This is a genomic window from Ruegeria jejuensis (assembly GCF_041537905.1).
GTDB lineage: Bacteria > Pseudomonadota > Alphaproteobacteria > Rhodobacterales > Rhodobacteraceae > Ruegeria_C.
Genome location: NZ_JBGRUO010000008.1, coordinates 116920 through 140203 on the forward strand (window position 1 = coordinate 116920; position 23284 = coordinate 140203).

Below are 23284 nucleotides of genomic sequence, written 5' to 3' on the forward strand. Positions count from 1 at the left end.
AAACAATCGGGGACAGTAAAATGTCTGGTTCGACTGCCGGTCCGTCCGGCTTCATCGACCAGATCGAGGAGACCGTGATCGCGGTGCTTCTGGGTCTGATGACGGCGGTGACATTCGCCAATGTGATCGCGCGCTTCGTATTCAACTCCAACATCCTCTGGGCGCTGGAACTGACCGTGTTCATGTTTGCCTGGCTGGTGCTGCTGGGCGCGTCTTACGCGGTCAAGAAACATGCGCATCTGGGCGTCGATGCAATCCTGAACATGCTGAGCCCCGCGCCGCGCAGGGTGCTGGCGCTGATCTCGGTCACCTGCTGCCTGCTGTTCTCGCTGCTGATGCTCAAGGGCGCCTATGACTACTGGGCCGTCTTTGCCGATCTGCCTCCGACCTCGGGCCGCTGGTTCCCTACCGGCCTTGACCTGAAAGCGCGCTCACAGAGTTTCTATGAGGTGCAGGACGTCCCGATGGTCGAATGGCTGCGCTGGCTGGAAGGCGCGATCAACTACGACGAGGCCTATGAGAAGCTGCCCAAGGTCGTCCCTTATATCGTGCTGCCGATCTCCATGCTGCTACTCGTAATCCGCTTCGTTCAGGCGGCCATTGCGATCTGGAAGGGTGAGACCGACCGGATCGTGGCCAGCCATGAGGTTGAGGATGAACTGGAAGAGGTACGCCAGCAGCAGGGAGGGCACAACTGATGGAAGTTGTCATTCTCTTCGGCATGGTCATTGGCCTGCTGCTGATCGGTGTTCCCATCGCGATCTCACTGGGCCTGAGTTCCACCATCTTCCTGCTGATCTATTCCGACAGCTCGCTTGCCTCGGTCGCAGGCACGCTGTTCGAAGCCTTCGAGGGCCATTTCACCCTGCTGGCGATCCCGTTCTTCATTCTGGCCTCGTCCTTCATGACCACTGGCGGCGTGGCGCGACGGATCATCCGCTTTTCCATCGCGTGCGTGGGGCACCTACCGGGCGGTCTGGCGATCGCGGGTGTCTTTGCCTGTATGCTGTTTGCCGCGCTTTCCGGGTCCAGCCCGGCCACCGTGGTCGCCATCGGTTCCATCGTGATCGCCGGGATGCGGCAGGTGGGCTACTCCAAGGATTTCGCCGCCGGTGTCATTTGTAACGCAGGTACCTTGGGCATCCTGATCCCGCCCTCCATCGTGATGGTGGTCTATGCCGCCGCGGTTGAGGTCTCGGTGGGCCGGATGTTCCTGGCTGGTGTCATTCCCGGTCTGATGGCAGGTCTGATGCTGATGGTTACGATCTATGTGATGGCCAAGGTCAAGAACCTGCCCAAGGGCGACTGGCTGGGCTGGGGCGAGATCTTTGCTTCGGCGCGTGAGGCGGGCTGGGGCCTGTTCCTGATCGTGATCATTCTGGGCGGCATCTATGGCGGGATTTTCACCCCGACCGAGGCCGCCGCCGTGGCCGCCGTCTATGCCTTCTTCATCGCGAGCTTCGTTTACAAAGACATGGGGCCGCTGAGCACTGAAGGAGAGGCACAGAACCTGTCGCTCATGCGCAAACCAATTGCACTGGTGACGGCCTTGTTCCACCCCGACACCAAGCACACGCTGTTTGAGGCGGGCAAGCTGACGGTCACGCTGCTCTTCGTGATCGCCAACGCGCTGATCCTCAAACACGTGCTGACCGACGAGCAGGTGCCCCAGCAGATCGCGTCTGCCATGCTGTCGGCGGGCTTTGGGCCGGTCATGTTCCTGATCGTTGTGAACGTAATCCTGTTGATTGGCGGTCAGTTCATGGAGCCTTCGGGCCTGCTGGTCATCGTCGCGCCACTGGTCTTCCCCATCGCGATCGAGCTGGGCATCGACCCGATCCATCTGGGCATCATCATGGTGGTCAACATGGAGATCGGGATGATCACCCCGCCCGTTGGTCTGAACCTCTTCGTCACCTCAGGCGTGGCGGGGATGCCGATGATGGCGGTGGTGCGCGCGGCCCTGCCGTTCCTCGCGGTGCTCTTCGTCTTCCTGATCATGGTGACCTATATTCCGTGGATTTCGACCTTCCTGCCCAACACTTTCATGGGCCCGGAGATCGTCACCCAATAGTGGTGAACCACAAGACCAAAAGCCCCTGCCGATGGCGGGGGCTTTTGAATGTTCGAGGGACGGCCCGTCCGTTGGAGGGCAAGGCCGCCCGCCGGTTCAAATCAGAAGCTGATGCCAATTCCGGCGCTGAACCCATCCACCGTGTCGCTGCCATAATACCGGACCATAAGCCGCGCGCTGGTGACCCAGGGCAGCTTCGTTTCCGACACATCGACCTCCATCCCGACGCCAACACGGGCCAGCCAATCCGTGCCCAGCACCTTCGCCTGATCCCCGATCAGATAAGACAGCGAGAGGTCGGTCACACCGCGCATCGGCTTGCCAAAGGCCTGCGCCCGGATCGGCCAGCGATAGCGGCTCCAGAGCACGGTATTTGCCGCTGTTGAGGTCACCAGCAGGTCCTCGTCATCACCGATGGGTTTATACTCGATATGCGTATAGCGCAGGCTGGCCTCCAACTGGTGACCGCTTTCGCGCCGCCGGTCATAAGCCAGCGTCGCCGATCCGCCCAGGCCACCGGCCCAGATGCCGCCGCTCTCCAGAAACTCCCGGTCCAGTCCGAGCCTGTTGGCAATGGCCTGCGCGCCGATAGAGGCATCCGATTGCGTACGCCCGACCGAGATATGCGCCAGCGGTCTGAACTTCCAATGCTCCCGGATGTCAAACTCCCAGCCGATCCCGCCGGTCGCGGCGAAACTGGTCCATTTCAGCGGCAGACGGCTGGTTTCGCCGCCTTGCTCAAAGACGAGAACCGGATCGTAGCGGGCGTAGCCGGCATATCCCTCAAGATAGAGCGGAAAGCCCTCGCCAACCCGGAACCCGCCGCCGAATTGCGCAGACCTGAAGTCATAGCTCCGATTGCCTTGTCCCGATTGCAGAAAGATCGTGCTGGCCGAGTCGTCGGGGATGCCCACGAGGCTCAGGATCGCAAGCGACCCGGCGGCGTTTTCGCGCTGGAGAGCCTTGAACAGGTCCTCGCCTGCCGTCTGTGCATGCGCGATCTGCGGCAGCAGCAATAGCATGAACAGCCTGATTATGAGTTTGCCCGCTGCCCCCATTGGTCCCATCCGATTAACTGGAAAGATCATGTTCTGCAGGCCTTGATAGGGTAAGCGGATGAGCCTGCATAGGCTCGGGCCTTCGCCGCGCGCACAAATGCGTCTGCCTGATGCCTATTGGTCAACATCCTTGGTTTTGCTGGTTGCCCGAAACCCCAGATATGAACTCCACGTTGTGGCGGACGCTGATATGCTGGTCAGGCTTGCACTGCGCGAAACACTTGGGGACAAGGATGTGATGTCGGGACAAAGTCTGAATCGGGGTCTGATTTTTGGTCTTCTGGCTGCCTTTTTCTGGGGCATGCACAGTGTCATCGTGCGCTATCTGACCAGTGATATGGGCGGGTTGCAGATCGCCGCGATGCGCCTCTTCATCGCCGCAGCTGCGATCTATGTCATCCTGCGGGCGCTGGGCGCTGCCGTGTCGATCAACCTGCGCGACTGGAACTTTCGACTGGCGGTGCTGTCGACAGTCGTGAATTACATCTTCTTCCATATGGGGCTGGAGCGCACAGGCGCGGCCAATGCGATGGTGCTGGAAAATACCGCGCCGGTCTTTGTGCTGATCTTCCTCTATTTCTTCGCCAAAGCCGCGGTGGGGTGGCGCGATCTGTTGGCCACGGCCATCGCGGTTTCGGGCGTGGCGCTGACCGTTCTGCCGGATTTCCAGACCGGCGGCACCCGCTTTATCGGCGATCTGCTGGAGATCGCCGCCGGGCTCAGCTGGGCGGTGTTCCTGATCTCAAGCAGCCGGGCGATGCAGGGGACAAACTCCACGCCCGAGAGGTTGAATTTCCTCTTTGGCATCTTCCTGTGTGCGGGCGTTTTGATGGCGCCGCTTGCGCTGATCAATCCGGTGATGCCAAGCGTCCGGGATGGCGTGTTCCTGATCCTGCTGGGCGTCCTGCCCACGGCGCTGGCCTATTACCTGTGGTACGAGGCCGCCGCCCGCGTCCCGACCCTGTCGGCCACGCTGATGTTTGCGCTGTCGGTGGTCTTCACCTTCGTGAATGCGGGGCTGTTCCTGGGGGCCGAGATCACCGGGGCGGGCCTGATCGGCGCGGCGATGATCGTGTTGGCGGTGATCCTGACCAGCCGCGAGAAGGCCGACTAGCGAACGCCCGCGATGCGGAAGGCCTATTTGATCCAGCCGCGTTCGCGATAGTACTTTGCTGCGCCGGGATGAAGGGGCGCGACCAAGCCATCTTGGGTCATTTTTCTGGGATGTAGCGCGTGCCAGGCGGGGTGATAGGAGCGAAGTTTGCTGGTGTCTTGCATCGTTGATTTGACAAATTCATAGACCACCGCATCGGGGATGTCGGCTCTGGTTACAACCGACGCGCGGTAACCGAAGGTTTCAACCGGATCGTCCACCCCGCGATACATTCCGCCGGGGATTGTGGCCCTGCTGAGCTCATCTGACGACTTGACGAGGCGGTTGATCGCGGGGTCCCCGGCGTCAACAAATCGCACCGGGCAGCTTTTTGTGAGTTCAAAAATGCTAAGAGATGGAAAGCCGACAGTGTAGATGATGGCGTCAAATTCACCCGCGCAAAGCAGCTTGCCCTGTTTCTTGGTCGTGGCCGGAACAACCTTGGCGAAATCTGAACTCTCCCAACCTTTTGCCCGCAGCAATCGTTGCACCAAAGGCGCGTCCCAGGACCCAAAGTTAACGCGTTTGCCCTTGAGATCATCCAGAGATCTGATGCCTGAGTCGCGTCGAGCGATTATGTTCAGGGGCTCGGCATGAAGGGAATAGAGCGATCTAAGATCCTTGTCTGGGCCTGCGCCATTGAACCTACCGATACCATTGACCGCCTGTGCTACCCAGTCGGACCGGGCAATGGCGAGGTTGATGGAATTACTGCGCAACTTGACAAGGTTGTCAAATGACCCACCAGAGGATTTGGCCCGACAGCGAAGGCCTGTGGCGGTCTGGTCGGACAAATCGCAAAGTGCCTCTCCCGCTCGAAAGTAAACCCCGGTTTTTCCTCCGGTGCCAATGGTGATCTTTGCGTCTTCTGCGTTTCCGGTACCCGCCAAGAGTGTCAGGGCAACCGCAAAGGGGCTGATTTTTTCCATCATGGCGTAGAATGGCTTTGCTATTTGCATCAGAAATCCCGGGATTGCGTGCGAGAGCAAGACTGGGTGCCATTGTTCACAGCACCCGCTCAAATGTCAGATTGCAGCTTAGAAACGGTTTAAGGTGTCAAGCACTCTCAAGTGCTGCGATGATGGGCGAGAAATCGGCTGATTTCAGGCTTGCGCCACCGACCAGCGCACCGTCCACATTGCTGACGGCGAAAATGTCGGCTGCGTTGCCCGGTTTGACCGACCCGCCATAGAGCAGGCGGATGCCGGATGCGGTTTCCGCGCCGAACCGCGTGCTCAGACGGTTGCGGAGGAAGCCATGTACCTCTTCGATCTGCTCCAGCGTCGGCACCTTGCCGGTGCCGATGGCCCAGATCGGCTCATAGGCGATCACCAGATCATGCGCGGTGCCGTGGTCGGGGACAGAGCCATCAATCTGCGCGCCGACCACGTCCAGCGTGCGGCCCGCTTCGCGGTCCTCCAGGCTTTCGCCGACGCAGATGATCGCGAGGAGCCCCTCGGCAATCGCGGCCTCGGCCTTGGCGCGCACCTGCGCATCCGTTTCGCCGTGGTCCTGCCGCCGTTCGGAATGGCCGAGGATCACCGAGGTGACTCCGGCATCCTTCAACATCTCGGCGCTCACATCGCCGGTATGCGCGCCCGAGCGTGCGGCATGGCAATCCTGCGCGCCGATGGTCACGGCGCTGCCCGCAACGGCGTCAGCCGCACGCGACAGAAGCGGCGCAGGCGGGCAGATCAGCACCTCGATCCCGGATGTGGCGTGCATCCCGCCGAGTGTTTCCAACTCGGCCAAGCTTGCGCCCAGCCCGTTCATCTTCCAATTGCCCGCTGCCAGTTTCCGATGCATCGCTCTGCCCACTCCCTGCCGTGATGTTCCAATGGTTGCATTCCCGATAGCACCCTCGGCACGGGCGCACAATTGCGCAACCCCAAAGCGAGACAGCAGCGCATGACCCGGCTACTCTGGCCTCGTCCTGTCATCGGAGGCCCCGCATGCCCCATTCTTACGTCCTCGGCGAAGACCGCAGCACCCTGCACCGGTATGAGTTGTTCAACGCGATCAACCAGCCCTTTACTGAACAGGGCTTTGCCCGGATCGATACGCGGCCCGATATGCAGATCCTCGAAATCGGCTGCGGCATCGGCGACACGGCTTGCTGGATGGCCCGGCATATCGTGCCCGACGGTCATGTCACCGCCTTTGACCAGAGCGCCGAACTGGTCGCTTTGGGCTGCGAGCGCGCCGCAGAGCAGGGCATTGGCAATATCCGTTTTGTTCAGTCGAGCGCCGAGGATTTCGACTATGGTGAAAGCCGATTCGACATCGCCCATAGCCGCTATGTTCTGACCTATCTGCGTGACGCGGGCGACGTCGTGCGCCAGGTGGCCCGAAGCCTAAGACCCGGCGGCTGCTTTTTCGGCGAGGAATGTGTCGAGGCCCATGTCAGCCACAACGAACCGGGCTGGCTGACCGATATCATGCAGTGGTTTCCGGCACTGGTCCGCAGCGCTGGTGGGGACCCGAATTACGGCCTTTCCGGGCTGCCATCGCATATGATCGAGGCGGGGCTGGAGGGCCTCTCTGTCGCCGCAGCGGCACCGCTGGAGCCGCAGGAGGCGATTGTCGAGATGTTGCACCTGTCGCTTGGCAATGAAATGAAACAGAACCTGATCAACGCAGGCATTGCGACCGATGAGGCGGTGGATGCAGCCATCAAGGCCAGCAGCCGGGCTGATCCGGGTGCCGTCATTGGCTTGCTCATGGTCTCTCAGTGCCTTGCGTATAAATCGATGGGCTGAACCACCCGCGCCAGAACAGTGGGCAAACGCGCCGGTCCTGCGTAATGTGCAGCAGGGGAAACGATGGCAGGGGGCGAGACTATGACCGTTCGGGATCACTACGGAAATCCACTCTCAACCGGTTTTCAGGACGCGCGCGACCACTACGACAAGGGCGTGGCGCTGTTTCTGAGTTCGAATTTCGGCGCGTCCAAGGCGTTTCAGGACGCCATTGATTCCGACCCCGGCTTTGCGCTGGCTTATGCGGGGCTGGCGCGGGCGCTGATGATGGAAGCGCGGATGGACGATGCCAAGGCGGCCATCAGCGAGGCAGCGCGGCTGGCCGAAAGCGACGATGATCGCGCGCGCGGGCACGTCGCCGCGATAGCGCTGCTGCTGGCGGGCAAACCGACCGAGGCGCGTGCCGCAGTCATGGCACATATCCGCGAGTATCCGCGCGACGCGCTTGTGGCGCAGCTTTGCGCCAATGTGTTCGGCCTGATCGGGTTTTCTGGCGAGGTCGGGCGCGAGGCGGAACTGCTGGCCTATACCTCGGCCCTGTTGCCACAGTATGGCGAGGATTGGTGGATGATGTCGATGCATGCGCTGTCGCTGTGTGAGACCGGTCAGATCGGTGCCTCGATGCGGTTGATGGACAAGGCGTTGGCGCTGAACCCCAGAAACGCCAATGGGTCGCATTTCAGGGCGCACGCGCAATATGAGGCAGGCGAAACCCAAGCGGGACGTGCCTATCTGGACGAGTGGCTGGCCGAGTATGATGACCGCTCCGTGTTGCACGGCCATCTCAGCTGGCACTGCGCGCTCTGGGCGCTGCATGCAGGCGATGCAGCGGCCATGTGGCAGGCGGTCGATGGTGGTGTCGCACCGGGGGCAGCCAAGGGGCTGCCGATCAACGTGCTGACCGATACGGCGGCGATCCTCTATCGCGCCGAGCTTGCGGGGATTGCGGTTGAACCGCACCGCTGGTCGGTGCTCAGCGACTATGCCGCGCAGAATTTCCCCGAAACCGGGCAGAGCTTTGCCGATATCCACGCGGCTTTGGCCCATGCGATGGCGGGCGAGGGCGCACGCCTGGCGAAGATCGCCGAAACGGCCAAGGGGTTCGCGGGTGATCTGGTACGCCCGGTCGCCCGCGCCTGGGGCGCGATTGCGCGCGAGGACTGGACGGGCGCGCTGGCCGATCTGTCGCAGACCATGGCGCGCACGGAACGGCTGGGCGGCAGCCGAGCGCAGCGGGATCTGCTGGAACTGACCTATGTGAATGTTCTGCTGAAACTCGGTCAGGTCGAAGAGGCGCGCCGCAATCTGACGACACGACGCCCGGTTCTGGCCGAAGCACCGCCGGTTGCTGCGTTTCCCTAAGCGTTACTTGGTCGCGGGCAGGCTTTCATCGAACTTGATCGACTCACCGCAGCCGCAGGCATCAACCACATTGGGGTTCTTGAACTTGAACCCCGATTCCAGCAGCGAGACCTCATAGTCGATCTCGGTGCCAAAAAGGAACATCTGCGCCATTGGAGCGATCAAAATGCGCGCGCCATCCTGTTCCACCACCTCGTCATGGGATTCGGCAGCATCGACATAGTCCATGGTGTATTCCATGCCGGCGCAGCCGCCTTTCTTGACACCGATACGCAGGCCCGAATGCCCGCCCTTGGCCATCAGCTTGGCGATCTGCGCTGCCGCGCGCGGTGTCATCGTCACCGCCTGTTTGCCGGGAATACCGAACATCTAAGAACTCCTTCGCGCGTGTCGCGCTCTTGCGGCTAATCTAGGTCGTCCACGCAGTGGGCTCAAGGGGTTGCCAGCGCAAAGACGAGCCCGCGCCGTAAGCGGGCCCTAACAGGTGACGGGTCAAAGGCCCATGCAGTTCGCGTAATAGGTGACCGTTGCGGGCCAGTCCGAAAACACGCCCTTCACCCCCACGTCCTGGGCCAGAACATCCAGCATTTGGTAATACATGCTGTCATCTTTCGTCAGATCCGCCACCGACTGAAAATACCAATCGCCGCCCGAAGCCAGTGGTCCCGACCGCTCCAGCGTCCAGGTGATCAGGTTCAGACCTGCCGCTTTGGCCTCGGTCGCATAAGGGGATGGGACGATCCTGCCGTCCTCGATTGTCAGCAGCATCCAGATCGGCGGCGCGAGATGGTTGACGCCGTTGGCATGCAACTCCGCGAAATCCAGCGGGAAGGTCGCGGGATCGGTGTGATCGAATCCTCCGGCCCTGTAGCTTGCGTCCAGAAATACAGCCTGTTTCCCGAATTCCGGCTCATTTTCAATCCAGTAGAGGATATCTTGCAAATCAAAACTCTGTGGCCAAACGTCGCTGGGCGGGATACCGGCGGCCTTGTACTCGTCGATCAGCTTTTGCGCATAGTCGGCCTGGGTGAAGCCGTTGAAGGGCATGTCTACGGCGGGCGATTTGAGCTCGGGCGTGAACTTGGCGCCAAGCGATTTGAACAGCGCAATCGATTCTGCGTGGGTCATCGTGCGGGCGTGATCGGCGTAGAGCGTGGTCCGGTACCCGGCAACACCGCCCTGATACTCCTCCGGCGTAGCTGCCGTGTCGTCTGCACTGTCCATCTTGGGGGTGAGCGTTCGGAATTCGGCAAGGGTCAATTCCGAGGTCCGGCACTCGGCGGTCGCGGGTGTGTCGCCAGTCGCCGGTGAGAAGGGGGTGACGCAGGTGGCCGCCAGATCGCTTGTCAGGATGTCGGTTGTTGTGTGCAGATCGTTCTGGGCATGACGGCAGATCAGCTCCAGATCTTTGGTGAAGGTCACGTCACATTCCAGAATGCCGGCCCCCATCCGCGCCGCCGCGACATGAGACTCGACGGTATGTTCGGGGAACAGCAGCGGCGCGCCGCGATGGCCGATGGAAAACGTGCTCGCCGCCGGGGTCTGTGCTGCGCAGGCTTGCAGCGTTGATTTCAGGGGGCCTTCTGGCAGCTTGTCGATCAGATAGGCAGGCCGCGGCCCATAACTGACATGCGGCGCAGCGTCGGCGATGAGCAGGGTCGGCGAGAGCGCGAGCAGGGCGCAGGCAAATGTCCGTCGCATGATAGGCCTTCCGTTTGTAGTTCGTTTGAAACAGGTCGGCCTTCTTGCTTAGACGTGCGACACGGGCATGACGCCGGTATTAGTGTTTTGTAACGCCGCTCCACAGCAGCGAGAACCGCCCGCGCTTACATGAAGCCCAGTTCCAGCCGCGCCTCGTCCGACATCATCTCCATGCCCCAGGGTGGCTCCCAGGTCAGTTCCACATCGACCTGTTTGACGCCAGCCAGCGGTTCGATCGCCTCAGCCACCCAGCCCGGCATCTCACCCGCCACCGGACAGCCCGGCGCGGTCAGGCTCATGATCACCTTCACCTCGTTCTGGTCGCTGATATCAATCGTATAGATCAGCCCCAGCTCGTAGATATTGACAGGGATTTCAGGGTCATAGACGGAACGGCAGGCCTCGACCACCGGCTCGTAAAGCGGGTGGCCAACGGAAGAGGGCGCAATCAGCGGCGTACCTTCCATATGTTCGTCGGTGTTGGTCATTCGGGCCTCGGTTTCTAACTTGAGTGATTATATAGGGAAAGCAGGGCGGGGCGTCCAGAGCGGGTGCGTTGTCTTTCCTGCGGTATTCCCCGTATGCAAACTGTGCGATTTTCGTGTTATGGTGGTCCCTGCGCGAGGGATGAACACGTAGCGCAGAACCAAAGCGGGAGGACAAACTGCGATGGATATGATCAAGACCACGGAATATGCACGCGCGCTTTATACCGCGCAGGGCCCCAAGGCCGAGGCCGAGATCGCCCGGAAAATACAGGATTGCAAGGATAAAGGGCAGGATGCCGAGGCGCAGGATTGGAAAGCGGTGCGCCGCGCCATCATCAGTATGCGCGGACCGCATCAAGGCTGAGCCCGAACACCACCTCTGATTGAGGGAAGGCCGCGCGCCTCAGCGCTGCGGCCTTCCTCAGTCGTTGATATCGCGGTCGAATTTCTTGACCTGCCCGCCGGGCAGCGCAAAGAAATGACGCAGGCCTAGCCAGGCCGCCAGCGACAGCCCCGCGAAGATCAGCAGCAGAACCGCTGCCCCTATGGTGAAGATCGAGAACAGTACCAGCAGCCCGGTGATTGCAGCGCCGATGGCAAAGCCCAGGAAGATGAAGCCGGGAATGGCGACCTCCAGGATCACCAGCACCAGCGCAAAGGCCATCCAGACCCACCAGAGCAGGACCAGATCAAGTATCATGCGCGGCCTCCTTTCAGCATCTTGAACGCGTCGCCGAAGGCTTCCAGCGCGTTTGCGGGCAGAACGATCGTCTGTTTGCCATCGCCATGACCGAGCGCATTCAGCGCCTCGACCTGCTTCAGCGCAACCTGATACTGCGCCGCTTCAAGGCCGTTATCCTTGATCGCGCGGGCCACGACCTCGGTCGCGTAAGCCTCGGCATCGGCCTGCACCCGGCGCGCCTTGGCGCTTTGTTCTGCGGCGTAAAGCTCGGCATCGGCCTGCAACTCGACCGCGCGTTTCTGGCCCTCAGCCTCGGTCACCTGCGCGCGACGGGCGCGTTCGGCGTTCAACTGCTGTAGCATTGCATCGCGGGTGGCCTGATCGAGATTGACGTCCAGAATTTCCGCCCTTGTCACCTCGATCCCCCAGTCATCCACGGCGGATTCCACGCTTTCCTGAATGCGCGAAATCAGCTGGGCGCGGTTCGACTGCACCTCGTCCAGATCCATCTTGCCGATCTCTGCCCGCACGATCCCGGCCACGGTGGTGGCGATGGCGCCATCCACTTCGCGGATGCGATAGACGGTCTTTTCCGGCTCCAGGATGCGGTAAAAGACCGAGGTGTCGATCTGCACCAGCACATTGTCCTTGGTGATCGCATCCTGGGTGGCATTGGGCAGTTGGCGTTCGAGGATGGATATCTTGTGCCGCGCAACATCCAGAAATGGCACGATAAAGTTGATCCCCGGTCCAAGCACAGAATGCAGCCGGCCGAACCGTTCGATCACGTATTTCTCGGATTGCGGCACGATCTTGATGCCCTTGAAAATCACCAGGATGATCAGGGCTGCAGCCAGCAGGTAAAGGATGTTGGACGATATCAATTCGAGGATCACATCTTCTGACATTGAGGCTCCTAATCTTTGTGTACTATTGTATACATTTGGGGGTTGAGTCGCCCGATTTCAAGACAGGTATGGCGGGTTTCGCGGTTGCTTCAAGCCCTAACCGCGTTTCGCAAATGACCTATGTTGCGTCTACATATAGCGGTCTTTTGCGCAGATCGCGCAAAATCAGGGTTTGAGAGTAACATACCCTGTCGTAAGTTGGCAGCATGAAGGTCATTCTCGACACCGATCCCGGCATTGATGACGCGCTGGCGATCGCCTATGCCGCCGCCGCGCCCGAGATTGATCTGGTCGGGCTGACCACGATCTATGGCAATACCAGCATTCACCAGGCCAGTCGCAACGCACGCTATCTGGTCGATCTGCTGCAGTTGGACATTCCGGTTGCGCGCGGGGCAGAGGCACCGTTGGGGGCCTCGGATTTTCGGTCAGCCGGGATTGGACATGGCAGCGAAGGCTTCGGAGATGTCATCGAAATCCCCGATCTGGGTGTCGATCATCCACAATCCGCTGCCGAGTACCTGGTGCAAATGGCGCGAGAGCATGGGGAGGGCCTGACAATCTGCACATTAGGGCCGCTCACCAATATTGCGGACGCGCTTGCTCTGGACCCTGAATTTGCGCGGATGCCGGGCCGGGTGATCGTGCTGGGCGGCGCGCTCGGAGGGGGCGGCGATGTGAGCGAAACAGCAGAGGACAATATGGCGCGCGATCCGCTTGCTGCGGATACGGTGTTCGCCTCGGGTCTGCCGATCACGCTTGTTGGGCTGGATGTTACGCTCAAGCCGCTCTATGGCATCGCGGATTTTGCTGTTCTCTCGGCGGCATCGCCCAGGGTTGGCGGATTTCTGAACCGGGCCGTGCAATCCCATCTGAACTTCTTTTGTGTCACTCTTGGGATCGACGGCTGTGGCTTGCAGGACCCGACCGCAGTGGTGGCCTGCACCCATCCACAGCTTTTCAAAACCATCGAAACGGGCCTGCGCGTCATCACCGAAGGTGCGCGCTGTGGTGCCACGATTCCCGATCCTGACCGCCCGCCGGTCGCCGTTTGCCGGGATATGCAGACGCAGGCGGTGATGCAGGAGCTCACCAGCCGGATCGCGTCACTGCACTGAGGGGCGGTCTTGCATTGGCGCGTGTGATCGGGCACATCCCGCCCGGTTGAGCGATCCGGAGGCAGGTATGAGCGACAGAATTTCCTTCCAGTTGAACGCGACTGACGGCAAGGCGCGCACCGGCGTGATCGCGACACCGCGCGGGGATATCCGCATTCCTGCTTTCATGCCGGTGGGCACGGCGGCGACGGTCAAGGCGATGATGCCGGAAAGCGTGCGCGCCACCGGGGCCGATATTCTGCTCGGCAACACCTATCACCTGATGCTGCGCCCCACCGCCGAGCGGATTGACCGGCTGGGCGGGCTGCACAAGTTCATGAACTGGGACCGTCCGATCCTAACCGATAGCGGCGGGTTTCAGGTGATGAGCCTCGCCGGGCTGCGCAAGCTGACCGAGAAGGGCGTGACCTTCAAATCCCATATCGACGGGTCGAAACACGAATTGACGCCGGAACGGTCGATGGAGATCCAGCGCCTTCTGGGCTCGGATATCGTGATGTGTTTCGACGAATGCCCGGCACTGCCAGCCGACCGAGACCGGATCGCAGAGAGCATGCGGCTGTCGATGCGGTGGGCGCAGCGCTCGCGCGATGCCTTTGGCGACCGGCCCGGCCATGCTCTGTTCGGTATCCAGCAGGGCGGTCTGGAGCAGGATTTTCGCGAGGAAAGCGCTGCGGCCCTGCGTGAGATCGGTTTTGATGGCTATGCAGTGGGCGGGCTGGCCGTGGGCGAGGGGCAGGAGGCCATGTTCGGGTGTCTCGATTATGCGCCCGATATGCTGCCCGAGGACAAGCCGCGCTATCTGATGGGGGTGGGCAAGCCCGACGACATCGTGGGCGCGGTGGCGCGCGGCATCGACATGATGGATTGCGTGCTGCCGTCGCGCTCGGGCCGTACCGGGCAGGTCTTTACCCGCTTTGGCGTCGTCAACATCAAGAACGCCCGCCACGCCGACGACCCGCGCCCGCTGGACGAGGCCTGCACCTGTCCGGCCTGCTCACATTATTCCCGCGCCTATCTGCATCACGTGTTCCGCGCCAATGAGATGATCTCGGGCATGCTGCTGACCTGGCACAACCTGCATTATTTTCAGGAGATCATGGCGGGCATGCGCGACGCCATCGCTGCGGGCAGCTTCGAGGCGTGGCAGGCGGGTTTTCACGACCAGCGCGCGCGAGGCGATATCGACCCGCTATAGGCGCGCCACAGCCAGAGTGACAAATACGTGATCCCCGGATAAACTGGCTGTGAATTTCAGCCGGTTTTTTCCGCGTGTCTTTTGTATTGGAGGGGTCGCATGTTTCGCATTTTATCCTTTTGTTTTCTGGTCTTGGCCGCGCCGGTTTCGGCGGATGTCTGGACCTTTGAAACGCCATCGGAAAACATTCAATGCGTGGTGGGTCAAGGGCCCAATTCCTCGGATTTGGAATGCAGGATCATTGAGCGCTATGGGCCGCCCGCCTTGCCGCGCCCGGCAAGCTGTGCCTCGGATTGGGGGCACAGTTTTCTGATGTATGATACCGGGCCGGTACAGATGCTCTGCGCGCCGCTCAGCCACAACAGGGGTGGGTTTGATCGGGCCGAATATGGAGTTACCGGCCAGTTTGGCGGGTTTACCTGCCATTCCTCACGCAAGGGGCTCGATTGTCGCAATCTGGATGGTCACGGGTTTTTCCTGTCGCGCGCGGTGCAGTCAGTGTTCTGATTTTGTGGGGACTGCGGGACGCCGCTCCCGCGCGCTGCGCGGATCGCCCCGCCCACCGTCCCGTCTTGCGGGGTTTTGCCCGAATGTGACGCGTTATCGCCTTGCGGCCCCCTGGGCTTCACGCCATTGTGTGCCGCAAACAGGTAAGGTTGAAATGTGAGCGCTCATGCCCCATTTCACCTCTCTTAGACCGGAGATGGCCACAGGTTGCCTAATTGCAGGGACCCGCGCCGTCTTGCCAACGATAAGGAAAGAGCATGCAAGAGCCTCTCAACTCGTCCTACCCCGTCCTGCCTTTGCGCGACATCGTGGTGTTTCCGCATATGATCGTGCCGCTTTTTGTGGGCCGCGAGAAATCGGTCCGCGCGCTGGAAGAGGTGATGCAGGACGACAAGCAGATTCTGCTGTCCAGCCAGATCGACCCGGCGGTGGATGACCCGGATAGTGATGGCATCTTTACGGCGGGTGTTCTGGCCAATGTGCTGCAATTGCTGAAGCTGCCTGATGGCACCGTGAAGGTGCTGGTCGAGGGGCAGGCACGGGTGCGCATCACCGAGTTTCTGGAAAATGAGGATTTCTTTGAAGCGCGCGCCGAGTATCTGACCGAAATCCCTGGCGACGTGACCACCACCGAGGCACTGTTGCGCTCGGTGGGCGATGAGTTCGAGCGTTATGCCAAGGTACGCAAGAACATCCCCGAAGAGGCGCTGGCGGCTGTGGGTGAATCCTCGGAACCTGCCAAGCTGGCCGACCTTGTGGCCGGTCATCTGGGCATTGAGGTGGATCAGAAGCAGGATCTTCTGGAGACGCTCAGCGTCAGCGAGCGGCTGGAGAAGGTTTATGGCCTGATGCAGGGCGAAATGTCTGTCCTGCAGGTCGAGAAGAAGATCAAGACGCGGGTCAAATCCCAGATGGAGAAGACCCAGCGCGAATATTATCTGAATGAGCAGATGAAGGCCATTCAGAAGGAATTGGGCGATAGCGAGGATGGCGGCAACGAGGTTGCTGAACTGGAAGCCAAGATCGCCGAGACCAAGCTTTCTAAAGAGGCCCGCGAAAAGGCTGAGGGCGAGCTTAAAAAGCTCAAGAACATGAGCCCGATGTCGGCTGAGGCTACCGTGGTACGCAACTATCTCGACTGGATTCTGTCGATCCCGTGGGGCACCAAGTCGCGGGTCAAGAAAGACCTTGGCAAGGCGCAGCAGATTCTCGATGACGACCATTACGGGCTTGAGAAGGTCAAGGAGCGGATCGTTGAATACCTCGCTGTGCAGCAGCGCTCGAAAAAGCTGAAAGGCCCGATCCTGTGCCTTGTCGGCCCTCCGGGTGTGGGCAAGACCTCGCTTGGGAAATCCGTTGCCAGGGCGACGGGGCGCGAGTTCATTCGTATCAGCTTGGGTGGCGTGCGGGATGAGAGCGAAATTCGCGGTCACCGCCGGACCTATATTGGCTCCATGCCCGGCAAGATCATTCAGGCGCTGAAAAAGGCCAAGACCACGAACCCGCTCATCCTGCTCGATGAGATCGACAAGATGGGGCAGGATTTCCGGGGCGACCCGGCCTCGGCCATGCTGGAGGTTCTGGACCCGGAACAGAACAACACGTTCATGGATCACTATCTGGAGGTTGAATATGACCTCAGCAACGTGATGTTCCTGACCACGTCCAATAGCTACAACATGCCCGGGCCGCTTTTGGACCGGATGGAGATCATTCCGCTGGCAGGTTATACCGAGGATGAAAAGCGTGAGATCGCCAAGCAACATCTGATCAGCAAGCAGGTCAAGAACCACGGGCTAAAGAACAAGGAATTCGCGCTGACCGATGCCGCGCTGACCGAGATGATCCGCACCTATACCCGCGAGGCGGGGGTGCGGAACCTTGAGCGTGAGATCGCCAAGGTCGCGCGGAAATCGCTGACCAAGATCATCAAGAAAGAGGCCGAGTCCATCGAGGTGACGCCCGACAATCTGGATGATTTCCTGGGCGTGCCGAAGTTCCGCTATGGTCTTGCCGAGAAAGAAGATCAGGTCGGTGTTGTCACCGGGCTGGCCTATACCTCGGTTGGGGGTGAATTGCTGAGCATCGAGGCGCTGCGCCTACCTGGCAAGGGCCGGATGAAGACCACCGGCAAGCTGGGCGATGTGATGAAGGAATCCATCGAAGCAGCGTCAAGCTATGTCCGCTCGATCAGCCCTCAGCTCGGCATCAAGCCGACGCGGTTCGACAATTGGGACATCCATGTGCACGTGCCCGAGGGTGCGACGCCCAAGGACGGCCCAAGTGCCGGTTTGGCCATGGTGACCTCGATCGTGTCGGTGCTGACCGGTATTCCGGTGCGCAAGGATATCGCGATGACCGGCGAGGTTACCTTGCGGGGCAATGCGCTGGCCATCGGCGGGCTCAAGGAGAAACTGCTTGCGGCTTTGCGCGGCGGCATCAAAACGGTGCTGATCCCGCAGGAAAACGAGAAAGACCTGCCTGAAATCCCCGACAACGTGAAAGAAGGCCTTGAGATCATTCCCGTGGCCCATGTTTCGGAAGTGCTGAAACATGCGCTGATAGCCGAGCCTGAGCCCATCGAATGGGACGAAGCTGCCGAAGAAGAGGCGGCCGCTGCTCGCGCCGCGACGGCGGCGTCCGGAGAGGGGCCGGTTGCGACCGCGCACTGAAGCAGCACCTGTTTAGCAAAAACGGGGCGGGCCGGCTGGCCCGCCCCGCGTTGTTTCCGGCGGCCATGTTGCACTTGGGGACCAGAGACCCACAAAGATGGCTCAATCACTAGCAGTTGTGGCAATTACCCGTCTCGCCCTCTAAACTTGCCTCAAAAGTCACTCAGTGAGGCAGGCAATGGCACGGAAATCCACCAAAACACCCGGCGACGCGCGCAAGACATCCACCGCACCCAAACCGGCCGACACGACCGCGCCAAATCCGAAAGTGGTCGCCTCGACCCCGGTTGTGGCAGGGCCCGAGCTGCGCAAGAAGGAACTGATCGATCAGGTGGTTGCCCGCTCCGGCGTCAAGAAGAAGGATGCCAAACCGGTTGTTGAGGCTCTGCTCGCCATCCTGGGTGAAACGGTCGCGGAAGGGCGCGAACTGAACCTACAGCCATTCGGAAAGCTCAAGATAAATCGCAGCGAGGAAAAGGCAAATGGTCGCGTCGTGATCTGCCGGTTGCGGCAACCCGCAGCGGCTGCGGGCAAGGAAAAAGAACCTCTTGCGCAGCCTGCCGACTAGCGCTAATACCGCGCGCACGGGTGATTAGCTCAGTGGTAGAGCGCTTCGTTCACATCGAAGATGTCAGGAGTTCAAATCTCTTATCACCCACCACTCTTTCCAGAATAACTGATCCGGATTCGGGCGCAGCGTTGGCCATGACTCCGAACGCAAATGGTGTCGCGCCGCCTATTTCGCGCCCGGCGGCATGGCCACCGGGCGCACTTTGATTACGCGCCGGGGAGCTTGTCGAGCAAGCCGCGACGGCCAAAGGTCGTGCCGCGTTTGGCACCGAAGTTGAGGCGAATGCCTGCCGCAACAAAGGCCTCGGAATCGCTCAGACCGCCGAGTTCAACCTTGGCGCTGCCCACCTCGCCGTAGATATGCGCGCCTTCGCCAAGATTATAGTCGGCACCAAGACTGACCCGGGTCAGGTCGATATCGCTGGGACCATTCAGGTAGTCCACCGAGGCGGACAAGGTGAATAGCGGTGCAACCTCGCCATCGATCCGGACACCAAGCAACGTGCCATCATCACTATCCGCATCCACGAAATCGATGCGCGAGACATAGCCTTCGAGCCCGATCGCGCCGACCTCGTAACCGGCCTCGATTCCGTAAGTGTTCGAGTCGTTGTCACCGTCCAGATCGTCACGGTTGTAAAAGGCGCCCAAGGACAGGTTGTCGTTGGTGTGGAAGATAGCGTGCAGGGTACCGTTATATCCGGTCTCGCTGATTTCATCGAAGCGATACACGCCCACATCCGCCTGGACGCTGAAATTGCGCGTGAAGCCCAATTCACCCGAACCGGCCCCGTAGAACTTGGACCCGTTATCGCTGTCGGTGAAGGTTGAATACCCGAGGTCAAAGTAACCGCCGGTCAATTCCGCTGCGCTGGCTGCACCAACACAAAACCCCGAGGCCAACGCCCCGGCTACGATGATGTTTTTCATCAAACTGCTCCTGTTTGCGGGCGTTTTGTCCGCGTTTGGCGCTGTTGCGCTCTGGCGTCAATAATAGGGGCTTCGCGGCAGAATAAGAAGTGCAAAACAGTCACAGGATGAGAATTGTTCAACTCAAGGCAGAACACCGCCAATGGCCTCCGGACGGCATCAGCGGTGTTTGCGACGGGGTCTACAACGCCGCTTCGAACAGTTTGCGGGTGTTTTCAGCCGTCATTTTCACCGGATTGCCACCGGTTGAAGGGTCGTTGAGCGCGTCGCGCACAAGGGTGTCGATATCGGGGTCGCGCACGCCCAGATCGCTCAGCCTGCGGGGGATGCCCAACTCTGCGTTCAAGCCGTCCACATAGGCGCAAAACCCGTCGAAGTCGCCCTCAATACCGAGATAGGCGGCGGCCTGGGTCAGTACGCCTTCGGCGGCGGGGCGGTTGAATTTCAGCACGGCAGGCATGCAGACCGCGTTGGTGGTGCCGTGATGGGTGTGGTGATGCGCGCCGATGGGATGGCTCATCGCGTGGATTGCGCCCAAGCCCTTCTGGAACGCGGTCGCGCCCATGGCCGCAGCCGACATCATATGCGCGCGTGCCTCAAGATCGCTGCCATCGGCATAGGCGCGGGGCAGGTACTCCTTGACCAGCCGCATGCCTTCCAACGCCATGCCCTGAGACATCGGGTGATAATGCGGCGAGCAATAGGCCTCGACACAATGGGCAAAGGCATCAAGGCCGGTTCCCGCCGTGATGGCCCTGGGCATGCCAACGGTCAGTTCCGGGTCACAGATCACCTGCAAGGGCAGCATTTTAGGATGAAAGATGATCTTCTTTTCATGGGTTTCAGAGTTGGTGATCACACCTGCACGCCCGACCTCAGACCCGGTTCCGGCAGTTGTGGGCACTGCCACGACCGGGTGGATGCCTGCCGGGTCGGCGCGGGTCCACCAATCGCCGATATCCTCGAAATCCCACAGGGGGCGTGTCTGGCCTGCCATGAAGGCCAGCACCTTGCCGAGATCCAGCCCCGAGCCGCCGCCAAAGGCGATCACCCCGTCAAACCCGCCCTCGCGGTAGACGGTCAGCCCGGCGGCGACATTCTTTTCGTTCGGATTGGGGTCCACGTCCGAGAACATGGCCCGTCCCAGCCCTGCCGCCTCGATCAGGTCGAGCGTGGTTTGGGTCACCGGCAGATCGGCCAACCCCTTGTCGGTCACCAGCAGCGGCCTGGTGATCCCGGCGGCGGCGCAGGCCTCGGCAATTTCAGAGATACGTCCGGCGCCGAAGCGGATCGCGGTGGGGTAGGACCAGTTTCCAACTAGTTTCATGGGCTCACGCCTTCTTCAGATGGTAAGATTTCGGACGGGTCAGGGCGTGAAAGCCCAGCACCGAGAGGCCCGCGCCGCGCCCGGTATCCTTGCAGCCGGTCCAGCACAGGCCGGGGTCGAGATAATCGCAACGGTTCAGGAACACGGTGCCGGTTTCCAGCCGCGCGCCGATCTCTTCGGCCTTGGCCGCGTCGCGGGTCCAGATCGAGGCCGTCAGCCCGAACCGGCTGTCATTCATCAGCGCAATCGCTTCCTCGTCATCGTTTACCGGCATGATGCCGACGACCGGGCCAAAGCTCTCTTCGCGCATCACGTCCATGTCGTGAGTCACGTTGGTCAGGATTTGCGGCGTCAGATAAGCGCCGCCATCATCTTCGGCAAAGCGGTCAATATGGGCAGTCGCTCCCTTTGCCATCGCATCCTCGATATGGTCGTGCACCACGCGCGCGAAGCGCGTATGCGCCATGGGTCCCAGCGTGGTCTCGGGGTCCAGCGGGTTGCCCAGCTTGTAGCCATTCACCAGCGCCACGGCCTTTTCCACGAAATCGTTGAACAGCGTGCCATGCACATAAATCCGCTCGATCCCGCAGCAGCATTGGCCAGAGTTGAACATCGCCCCGTCGATCAGCGTCTCGACGGCAGCATCCAGATCGGCATCCGCCCGCACATATCCCGGGTCCTTGCCGCCAAGCTCGGTCGAGACCGGAATGAAGGTGCCAGCCGCCGCGCGTTCCATCGCCTGTCCGCCGCCGACCGAGCCGGTGAAAATGACGAAATCCACGTGCCGCGCCGCGATCAGGTCCGAGGTTGTGTCGTGATCCAGTACCAGGTTCTGGAACACATCCTCGGGTACACCCGCAGCGTGAAACGCCTCGGCCAGCCGTTCGCCAACCTGCAACGTTTGCGCCGCATGTTTCAGCAGAACCGTGTTGCCCGCGATCAGAGCGGGGGCCACGGTGTTGATCGCGGTCATGTAAGGGTAGTTCCACGGCGCCACCACCAGCACGACGCCATGCGGCTCGCGGGTGATCTTGCGCAGGAACGCATCGCTGTCTTCAACGATGATCGGCGCGAGGGCCTCGTCGGCGATCTTGGCCATATGCAGCGCACGCTCTTCGAACCCGCCGAATTCACCGCCATAACGCACCGGGCGGCCCATCTGATGGGCCAGTTCCACTGCCATTCGGTCGGTGGTCTTGCCTACCTCGGCCACGCCGGCCTGCACCAGCGCGATCCGTTCAGCGAGGGGGCGCGCCGCCCAGTCACGCTGCGCCTGCCGCGCGTGGGCGGCGGCGGATCGGGCCGCGTCGGGCGGCAGAACCGGTCGTTCCAAGTAGACCGACCCGTCGATCGGAGAGATACATCGCGTTGTCTTTGTCATGTCTCAGGCCTTTTCGAACCCCCGGGCGATTTCCCAGTCGGTCACCACACGGTCAAACTCTTCCTGCTCCCATTCGGCGCAGCGGGTGTAGTGGTCAACCACCCAATCCCCCATCGCTGCGCGCAGCATGTCCGAGCCGCGCAGCGTCTCGACCGCATCGCGCAGGGTGCGGGGGATTTCGCGCGCCTCGGTATCCTCATAGAGGTCGCCAGAGGTGGGCGCGGCCAGCTCCATCTTGTCCTCGATCCCCTTGAGGCCCGCCGCCAGCAGTGCGGCCTGCGCCAGATAGGGGTTGAAGTCCGACCCGCCGATCCGGCATTCCATCCGCACCGCCTTGGTCCCTTCGCCACACAGGCGGAACCCGGCGGTGCGATTGTCCACCGACCAGACCGTTTTGGTCGGCGCGAATGTGCCCTTCATGAAGCGTTTGTAGCTGTTCACATAAGGGGCCAGAAACGCGGTGTAGTCGGGCGCATAAGCAATCATCCCCGCACAGAACTGCCGCCCCAGCTCGCTCAGGCCATGGGGGGCTTCCGGGTCATGAAACGCCGCTTCATCCCCGCGCCAGAGCGACAGGTGCACATGGCTGGCCGAGCCGACGCGCGAGGCATGCCATTTGGGTAAGAAACTGGCCGCATGTCCTTGAAGATGCGCGATTTCCTTGGTGGCATGTTTGGCAATCGTATGGTGATCAGCGCAGGCCAGAGCGTCTGCATAGCGGATGTTCAGCTCTTCCTGACCGGCCTCGGCTTCACCCTTGGTGTTTTCCACCGGAATGCCGGCAGCAAAGAGGTGATTGCGCAGCGGGCGCATCACATGTTCTTCCTTGGTGGTCTGCAGGATGTGGTAATCCTCGTTATAGCCCGAGATCGGGGTCAGATCGCGAAAGCCCCCGGCGCGGATCGCATCATAGGTCTGCTCGAACAGGAAAAATTCCAGCTCGGTTGCCATCATCGGCGTCAGCCCCAGAGCTTCGGCGCGGGCGATCTGGCGTTTCAGCACCTCGCGCGGGGAATGCGGCACCGGCTCATGCGTGTGATGATCCAGCACATCGCAGAGCACCATCACCGTGCCTTCCAGCCAGGGCATCGGGCGCAGAGTGCTGAGATCAGGCTTCATGACATAGTCGCCATAGCCCGCCTCCCAAGAGGTCGCGGCATAGCCGTCGGGTGTCGCCATTTCCAGATCGGTGGCCAGCAGATAGTTGCAGCAATGGGTTTCCTGCCAGGCGCTGTCGAGGAAGTTCTGCGCGTGGAACCGCTTGCCCATCAGGCGGCCTTGCATGTCCACAAGGCAGACCAGAACCGTGTCCACCTCACCACTGGTCACCTTGGCCGAAAGCTCTTTCAGAGCAGATGCATCACTCATGGTGTCAATCCGTTTTGTATCGTTTCAG

At 60.9% G+C, this 23284-nt stretch carries 23 protein-coding genes and 1 tRNA gene; 12 read left to right on the forward strand and 12 right to left on the reverse strand.

Annotation, left to right across the window (positions count from 1 at the left end):
* The first annotated feature begins 20 nt into the window (after nucleotides 1-20).
* Nucleotides 21-698 carry a TRAP transporter small permease gene (locus AB1E34_RS11575; RefSeq protein WP_372572502.1) on the forward strand — a complete coding sequence of 226 codons (678 nt, stop codon included), beginning with the start codon at nucleotides 21-23 and terminating at the stop codon, nucleotides 696-698.
* Nucleotides 698-2074, forward strand: coding sequence for a TRAP transporter large permease (locus AB1E34_RS11580; protein WP_306194901.1), 1377 nt, complete (start codon nucleotides 698-700; stop codon nucleotides 2072-2074). The genes AB1E34_RS11575 and AB1E34_RS11580 overlap by 1 nt, the downstream gene beginning before the upstream one ends.
* Before the next feature lie 101 nt (nucleotides 2075-2175).
* Here AB1E34_RS11580 and AB1E34_RS11585 read toward each other — a convergent pair whose 3' ends face one another.
* Complete coding sequence (locus AB1E34_RS11585) at nucleotides 2176-3162, reverse strand: autotransporter outer membrane beta-barrel domain-containing protein (RefSeq protein ID WP_372572503.1); 987 nt, start codon at nucleotides 3160-3162, stop codon at nucleotides 2176-2178.
* Nucleotides 3163-3307: 145 nt separating this feature from the next.
* Here AB1E34_RS11585 and AB1E34_RS11590 point away from each other — a divergent pair, with 145 nt between their 5' ends.
* Nucleotides 3308-4246, forward strand: a complete 939-nt coding sequence (locus AB1E34_RS11590) for a DMT family transporter (RefSeq protein WP_372572504.1) — start codon at nucleotides 3308-3310, stop codon at nucleotides 4244-4246.
* Nucleotides 4247-4269: 23 nt separating this feature from the next.
* Here AB1E34_RS11590 and AB1E34_RS11595 read toward each other — a convergent pair whose 3' ends face one another.
* Together AB1E34_RS11595 and tpiA are read right to left on the reverse strand one after the other, a co-directional pair.
* Nucleotides 4270-5217, reverse strand: coding sequence for a TAXI family TRAP transporter solute-binding subunit (locus AB1E34_RS11595; RefSeq protein ID WP_372572505.1), 948 nt, complete (start codon nucleotides 5215-5217; stop codon nucleotides 4270-4272).
* A gap of 124 nt (nucleotides 5218-5341) precedes the next feature.
* A complete protein-coding gene (gene tpiA / locus AB1E34_RS11600; RefSeq protein ID WP_372572506.1) occupies nucleotides 5342-6091 on the reverse strand; it encodes a triose-phosphate isomerase in 750 nt (249 codons plus the stop codon).
* Nucleotides 6092-6237: 146 nt separating this feature from the next.
* On the opposite strand from tpiA, the gene AB1E34_RS11605 reads away from it, so the two are divergent.
* Both AB1E34_RS11605 and AB1E34_RS11610 read left to right on the forward strand, forming a co-directional pair.
* On the forward strand, nucleotides 6238-7044 hold the full coding sequence (locus AB1E34_RS11605) for a class I SAM-dependent methyltransferase (protein ID WP_372572507.1): 807 nt from the start codon (nucleotides 6238-6240) through the stop codon (nucleotides 7042-7044).
* 81 nt (nucleotides 7045-7125) lie between these two features.
* Nucleotides 7126-8406, forward strand: coding sequence for a tetratricopeptide repeat protein (locus tag AB1E34_RS11610; RefSeq protein WP_372572508.1), 1281 nt, complete (start codon nucleotides 7126-7128; stop codon nucleotides 8404-8406).
* A gap of 3 nt (nucleotides 8407-8409) precedes the next feature.
* On the opposite strand, the gene AB1E34_RS11615 is transcribed toward AB1E34_RS11610, so the two are convergent.
* The 3 genes from AB1E34_RS11615 to AB1E34_RS11625 form a co-directional block, all read right to left on the reverse strand.
* Complete coding sequence (locus AB1E34_RS11615) at nucleotides 8410-8775, reverse strand: HesB/IscA family protein (protein ID WP_372572509.1); 366 nt, start codon at nucleotides 8773-8775, stop codon at nucleotides 8410-8412.
* A gap of 123 nt (nucleotides 8776-8898) precedes the next feature.
* A complete protein-coding gene (locus AB1E34_RS11620) occupies nucleotides 8899-10107 on the reverse strand; it encodes a glycerophosphodiester phosphodiesterase family protein (RefSeq protein WP_372572510.1) in 1209 nt (402 codons plus the stop codon).
* 125 nt (nucleotides 10108-10232) lie between these two features.
* Nucleotides 10233-10595 carry an SUF system Fe-S cluster assembly protein gene (locus AB1E34_RS11625; RefSeq protein ID WP_372572511.1) on the reverse strand — a complete coding sequence of 121 codons (363 nt, stop codon included), beginning with the start codon at nucleotides 10593-10595 and terminating at the stop codon, nucleotides 10233-10235.
* A gap of 181 nt (nucleotides 10596-10776) precedes the next feature.
* On the opposite strand from AB1E34_RS11625, the gene AB1E34_RS11630 reads away from it, so the two are divergent.
* Nucleotides 10777-10959, forward strand: coding sequence for a hypothetical protein (locus tag AB1E34_RS11630; protein ID WP_306194884.1), 183 nt, complete (start codon nucleotides 10777-10779; stop codon nucleotides 10957-10959).
* Between the two features lie 57 nt (nucleotides 10960-11016).
* Here AB1E34_RS11630 and AB1E34_RS11635 read toward each other — a convergent pair whose 3' ends face one another.
* Nucleotides 11017-11295 carry an NfeD family protein gene (locus tag AB1E34_RS11635; RefSeq protein WP_372572512.1) on the reverse strand — a complete coding sequence of 93 codons (279 nt, stop codon included), beginning with the start codon at nucleotides 11293-11295 and terminating at the stop codon, nucleotides 11017-11019.
* Nucleotides 11292-12185, reverse strand: coding sequence for an SPFH domain-containing protein (locus AB1E34_RS11640; RefSeq protein WP_372572513.1), 894 nt, complete (start codon nucleotides 12183-12185; stop codon nucleotides 11292-11294). The genes AB1E34_RS11635 and AB1E34_RS11640 overlap by 4 nt, the downstream gene beginning before the upstream one ends.
* Nucleotides 12186-12391: 206 nt before the next feature.
* Here AB1E34_RS11640 and AB1E34_RS11645 point away from each other — a divergent pair, with 206 nt between their 5' ends.
* The 6 genes from AB1E34_RS11645 to AB1E34_RS11670 all read left to right on the forward strand — a co-directional run bounded on the left by AB1E34_RS11645 (nucleotide 12392) and on the right by AB1E34_RS11670 (nucleotide 18341).
* A complete protein-coding gene (locus AB1E34_RS11645) occupies nucleotides 12392-13303 on the forward strand; it encodes a nucleoside hydrolase (protein ID WP_372572514.1) in 912 nt (303 codons plus the stop codon).
* A 67-nt stretch (nucleotides 13304-13370) separates the two neighbouring features.
* Complete coding sequence (gene tgt / locus AB1E34_RS11650; protein WP_372572515.1) at nucleotides 13371-14501, forward strand: tRNA guanosine(34) transglycosylase Tgt; 1131 nt, start codon at nucleotides 13371-13373, stop codon at nucleotides 14499-14501.
* Nucleotides 14502-14600: 99 nt separating this feature from the next.
* A complete protein-coding gene (locus AB1E34_RS11655; protein WP_372572516.1) occupies nucleotides 14601-15008 on the forward strand; it encodes a DUF6636 domain-containing protein in 408 nt (135 codons plus the stop codon).
* A gap of 257 nt (nucleotides 15009-15265) precedes the next feature.
* Nucleotides 15266-17680: an endopeptidase La gene (lon, locus tag AB1E34_RS11660; protein ID WP_372572517.1), complete on the forward strand. Its 2415-nt coding sequence runs from the start codon at nucleotides 15266-15268 to the stop codon at nucleotides 17678-17680.
* Between the two features lie 178 nt (nucleotides 17681-17858).
* On the forward strand, nucleotides 17859-18248 hold the full coding sequence (locus tag AB1E34_RS11665; RefSeq protein WP_372572518.1) for an HU family DNA-binding protein: 390 nt from the start codon (nucleotides 17859-17861) through the stop codon (nucleotides 18246-18248).
* 18 nt (nucleotides 18249-18266) lie between these two features.
* Nucleotides 18267-18341: transfer RNA gene (locus tag AB1E34_RS11670), tRNA-Val, on the forward strand.
* A gap of 116 nt (nucleotides 18342-18457) precedes the next feature.
* Here the strand turns inward: AB1E34_RS11670 and AB1E34_RS11675 are convergent.
* The 4 genes from AB1E34_RS11675 to AB1E34_RS11690 all read right to left on the reverse strand — a co-directional run bounded on the left by AB1E34_RS11675 (nucleotide 18458) and on the right by AB1E34_RS11690 (nucleotide 23256).
* Complete coding sequence (locus tag AB1E34_RS11675) at nucleotides 18458-19180, reverse strand: porin (RefSeq protein WP_372572519.1); 723 nt, start codon at nucleotides 19178-19180, stop codon at nucleotides 18458-18460.
* Nucleotides 19181-19361: 181 nt separating this feature from the next.
* The gene (locus AB1E34_RS11680; RefSeq protein WP_372572520.1) at nucleotides 19362-20507 is read right to left on the reverse strand and encodes an iron-containing alcohol dehydrogenase; all 1146 of its coding nucleotides are present in this window, start codon (nucleotides 20505-20507) and stop codon (nucleotides 19362-19364) included.
* Nucleotides 20508-20511: 4 nt separating this feature from the next.
* Complete coding sequence (locus AB1E34_RS11685) at nucleotides 20512-21888, reverse strand: aldehyde dehydrogenase family protein (RefSeq protein ID WP_372572521.1); 1377 nt, start codon at nucleotides 21886-21888, stop codon at nucleotides 20512-20514.
* Between the two features lie 3 nt (nucleotides 21889-21891).
* Nucleotides 21892-23256, reverse strand: a complete 1365-nt coding sequence (locus AB1E34_RS11690; protein WP_372572522.1) for a glutamine synthetase family protein — start codon at nucleotides 23254-23256, stop codon at nucleotides 21892-21894.
* Nucleotides 23257-23284: the final 28 nt, after the last annotated feature.

What these genes read in the sequence shown, in the direction of transcription:
- AB1E34_RS11655 (WP_372572516.1), top strand. Translation starts at nt 14,601, where the DNA reads ATGTTTCGCATTTTATCCTTTTGTTTTCTGGTCTTGGCCGCGCCGGTT.
- tpiA (WP_372572506.1), bottom strand. Translation starts at nt 6,091, where the DNA reads ATGCATCGGAAACTGGCAGCGGGCAATTGGAAGATGAACGGGCTGGGC.
- AB1E34_RS11610 (WP_372572508.1), top strand. Translation starts at nt 7,126, where the DNA reads ATGACCGTTCGGGATCACTACGGAAATCCACTCTCAACCGGTTTTCAG.
- AB1E34_RS11630 (WP_306194884.1), top strand. Translation starts at nt 10,777, where the DNA reads ATGGATATGATCAAGACCACGGAATATGCACGCGCGCTTTATACCGCG.
- AB1E34_RS11690 (WP_372572522.1), bottom strand. Translation starts at nt 23,256, where the DNA reads ATGAGTGATGCATCTGCTCTGAAAGAGCTTTCGGCCAAGGTGACCAGT.
- AB1E34_RS11680 (WP_372572520.1), bottom strand. Translation starts at nt 20,507, where the DNA reads ATGAAACTAGTTGGAAACTGGTCCTACCCCACCGCGATCCGCTTCGGC.
- AB1E34_RS11640 (WP_372572513.1), bottom strand. Translation starts at nt 12,185, where the DNA reads ATGTCAGAAGATGTGATCCTCGAATTGATATCGTCCAACATCCTTTAC.
- tgt (WP_372572515.1), top strand. Translation starts at nt 13,371, where the DNA reads ATGAGCGACAGAATTTCCTTCCAGTTGAACGCGACTGACGGCAAGGCG.
- AB1E34_RS11580 (WP_306194901.1), top strand. Translation starts at nt 698, where the DNA reads ATGGAAGTTGTCATTCTCTTCGGCATGGTCATTGGCCTGCTGCTGATC.
- AB1E34_RS11575 (WP_372572502.1), top strand. Translation starts at nt 21, where the DNA reads ATGTCTGGTTCGACTGCCGGTCCGTCCGGCTTCATCGACCAGATCGAG.
- AB1E34_RS11645 (WP_372572514.1), top strand. Translation starts at nt 12,392, where the DNA reads ATGAAGGTCATTCTCGACACCGATCCCGGCATTGATGACGCGCTGGCG.
- AB1E34_RS11665 (WP_372572518.1), top strand. Translation starts at nt 17,859, where the DNA reads ATGGCACGGAAATCCACCAAAACACCCGGCGACGCGCGCAAGACATCC.
- AB1E34_RS11595 (WP_372572505.1), bottom strand. Translation starts at nt 5,217, where the DNA reads ATGATGGAAAAAATCAGCCCCTTTGCGGTTGCCCTGACACTCTTGGCG.
- AB1E34_RS11605 (WP_372572507.1), top strand. Translation starts at nt 6,238, where the DNA reads ATGCCCCATTCTTACGTCCTCGGCGAAGACCGCAGCACCCTGCACCGG.
- lon (WP_372572517.1), top strand. Translation starts at nt 15,266, where the DNA reads ATGCAAGAGCCTCTCAACTCGTCCTACCCCGTCCTGCCTTTGCGCGAC.
- AB1E34_RS11625 (WP_372572511.1), bottom strand. Translation starts at nt 10,595, where the DNA reads ATGACCAACACCGACGAACATATGGAAGGTACGCCGCTGATTGCGCCC.
- AB1E34_RS11635 (WP_372572512.1), bottom strand. Translation starts at nt 11,295, where the DNA reads ATGATACTTGATCTGGTCCTGCTCTGGTGGGTCTGGATGGCCTTTGCG.
- AB1E34_RS11585 (WP_372572503.1), bottom strand. Translation starts at nt 3,162, where the DNA reads ATGATCTTTCCAGTTAATCGGATGGGACCAATGGGGGCAGCGGGCAAA.
- AB1E34_RS11620 (WP_372572510.1), bottom strand. Translation starts at nt 10,107, where the DNA reads ATGCGACGGACATTTGCCTGCGCCCTGCTCGCGCTCTCGCCGACCCTG.
- AB1E34_RS11685 (WP_372572521.1), bottom strand. Translation starts at nt 21,888, where the DNA reads ATGACAAAGACAACGCGATGTATCTCTCCGATCGACGGGTCGGTCTAC.
- AB1E34_RS11615 (WP_372572509.1), bottom strand. Translation starts at nt 8,775, where the DNA reads ATGTTCGGTATTCCCGGCAAACAGGCGGTGACGATGACACCGCGCGCG.
- AB1E34_RS11675 (WP_372572519.1), bottom strand. Translation starts at nt 19,180, where the DNA reads ATGAAAAACATCATCGTAGCCGGGGCGTTGGCCTCGGGGTTTTGTGTT.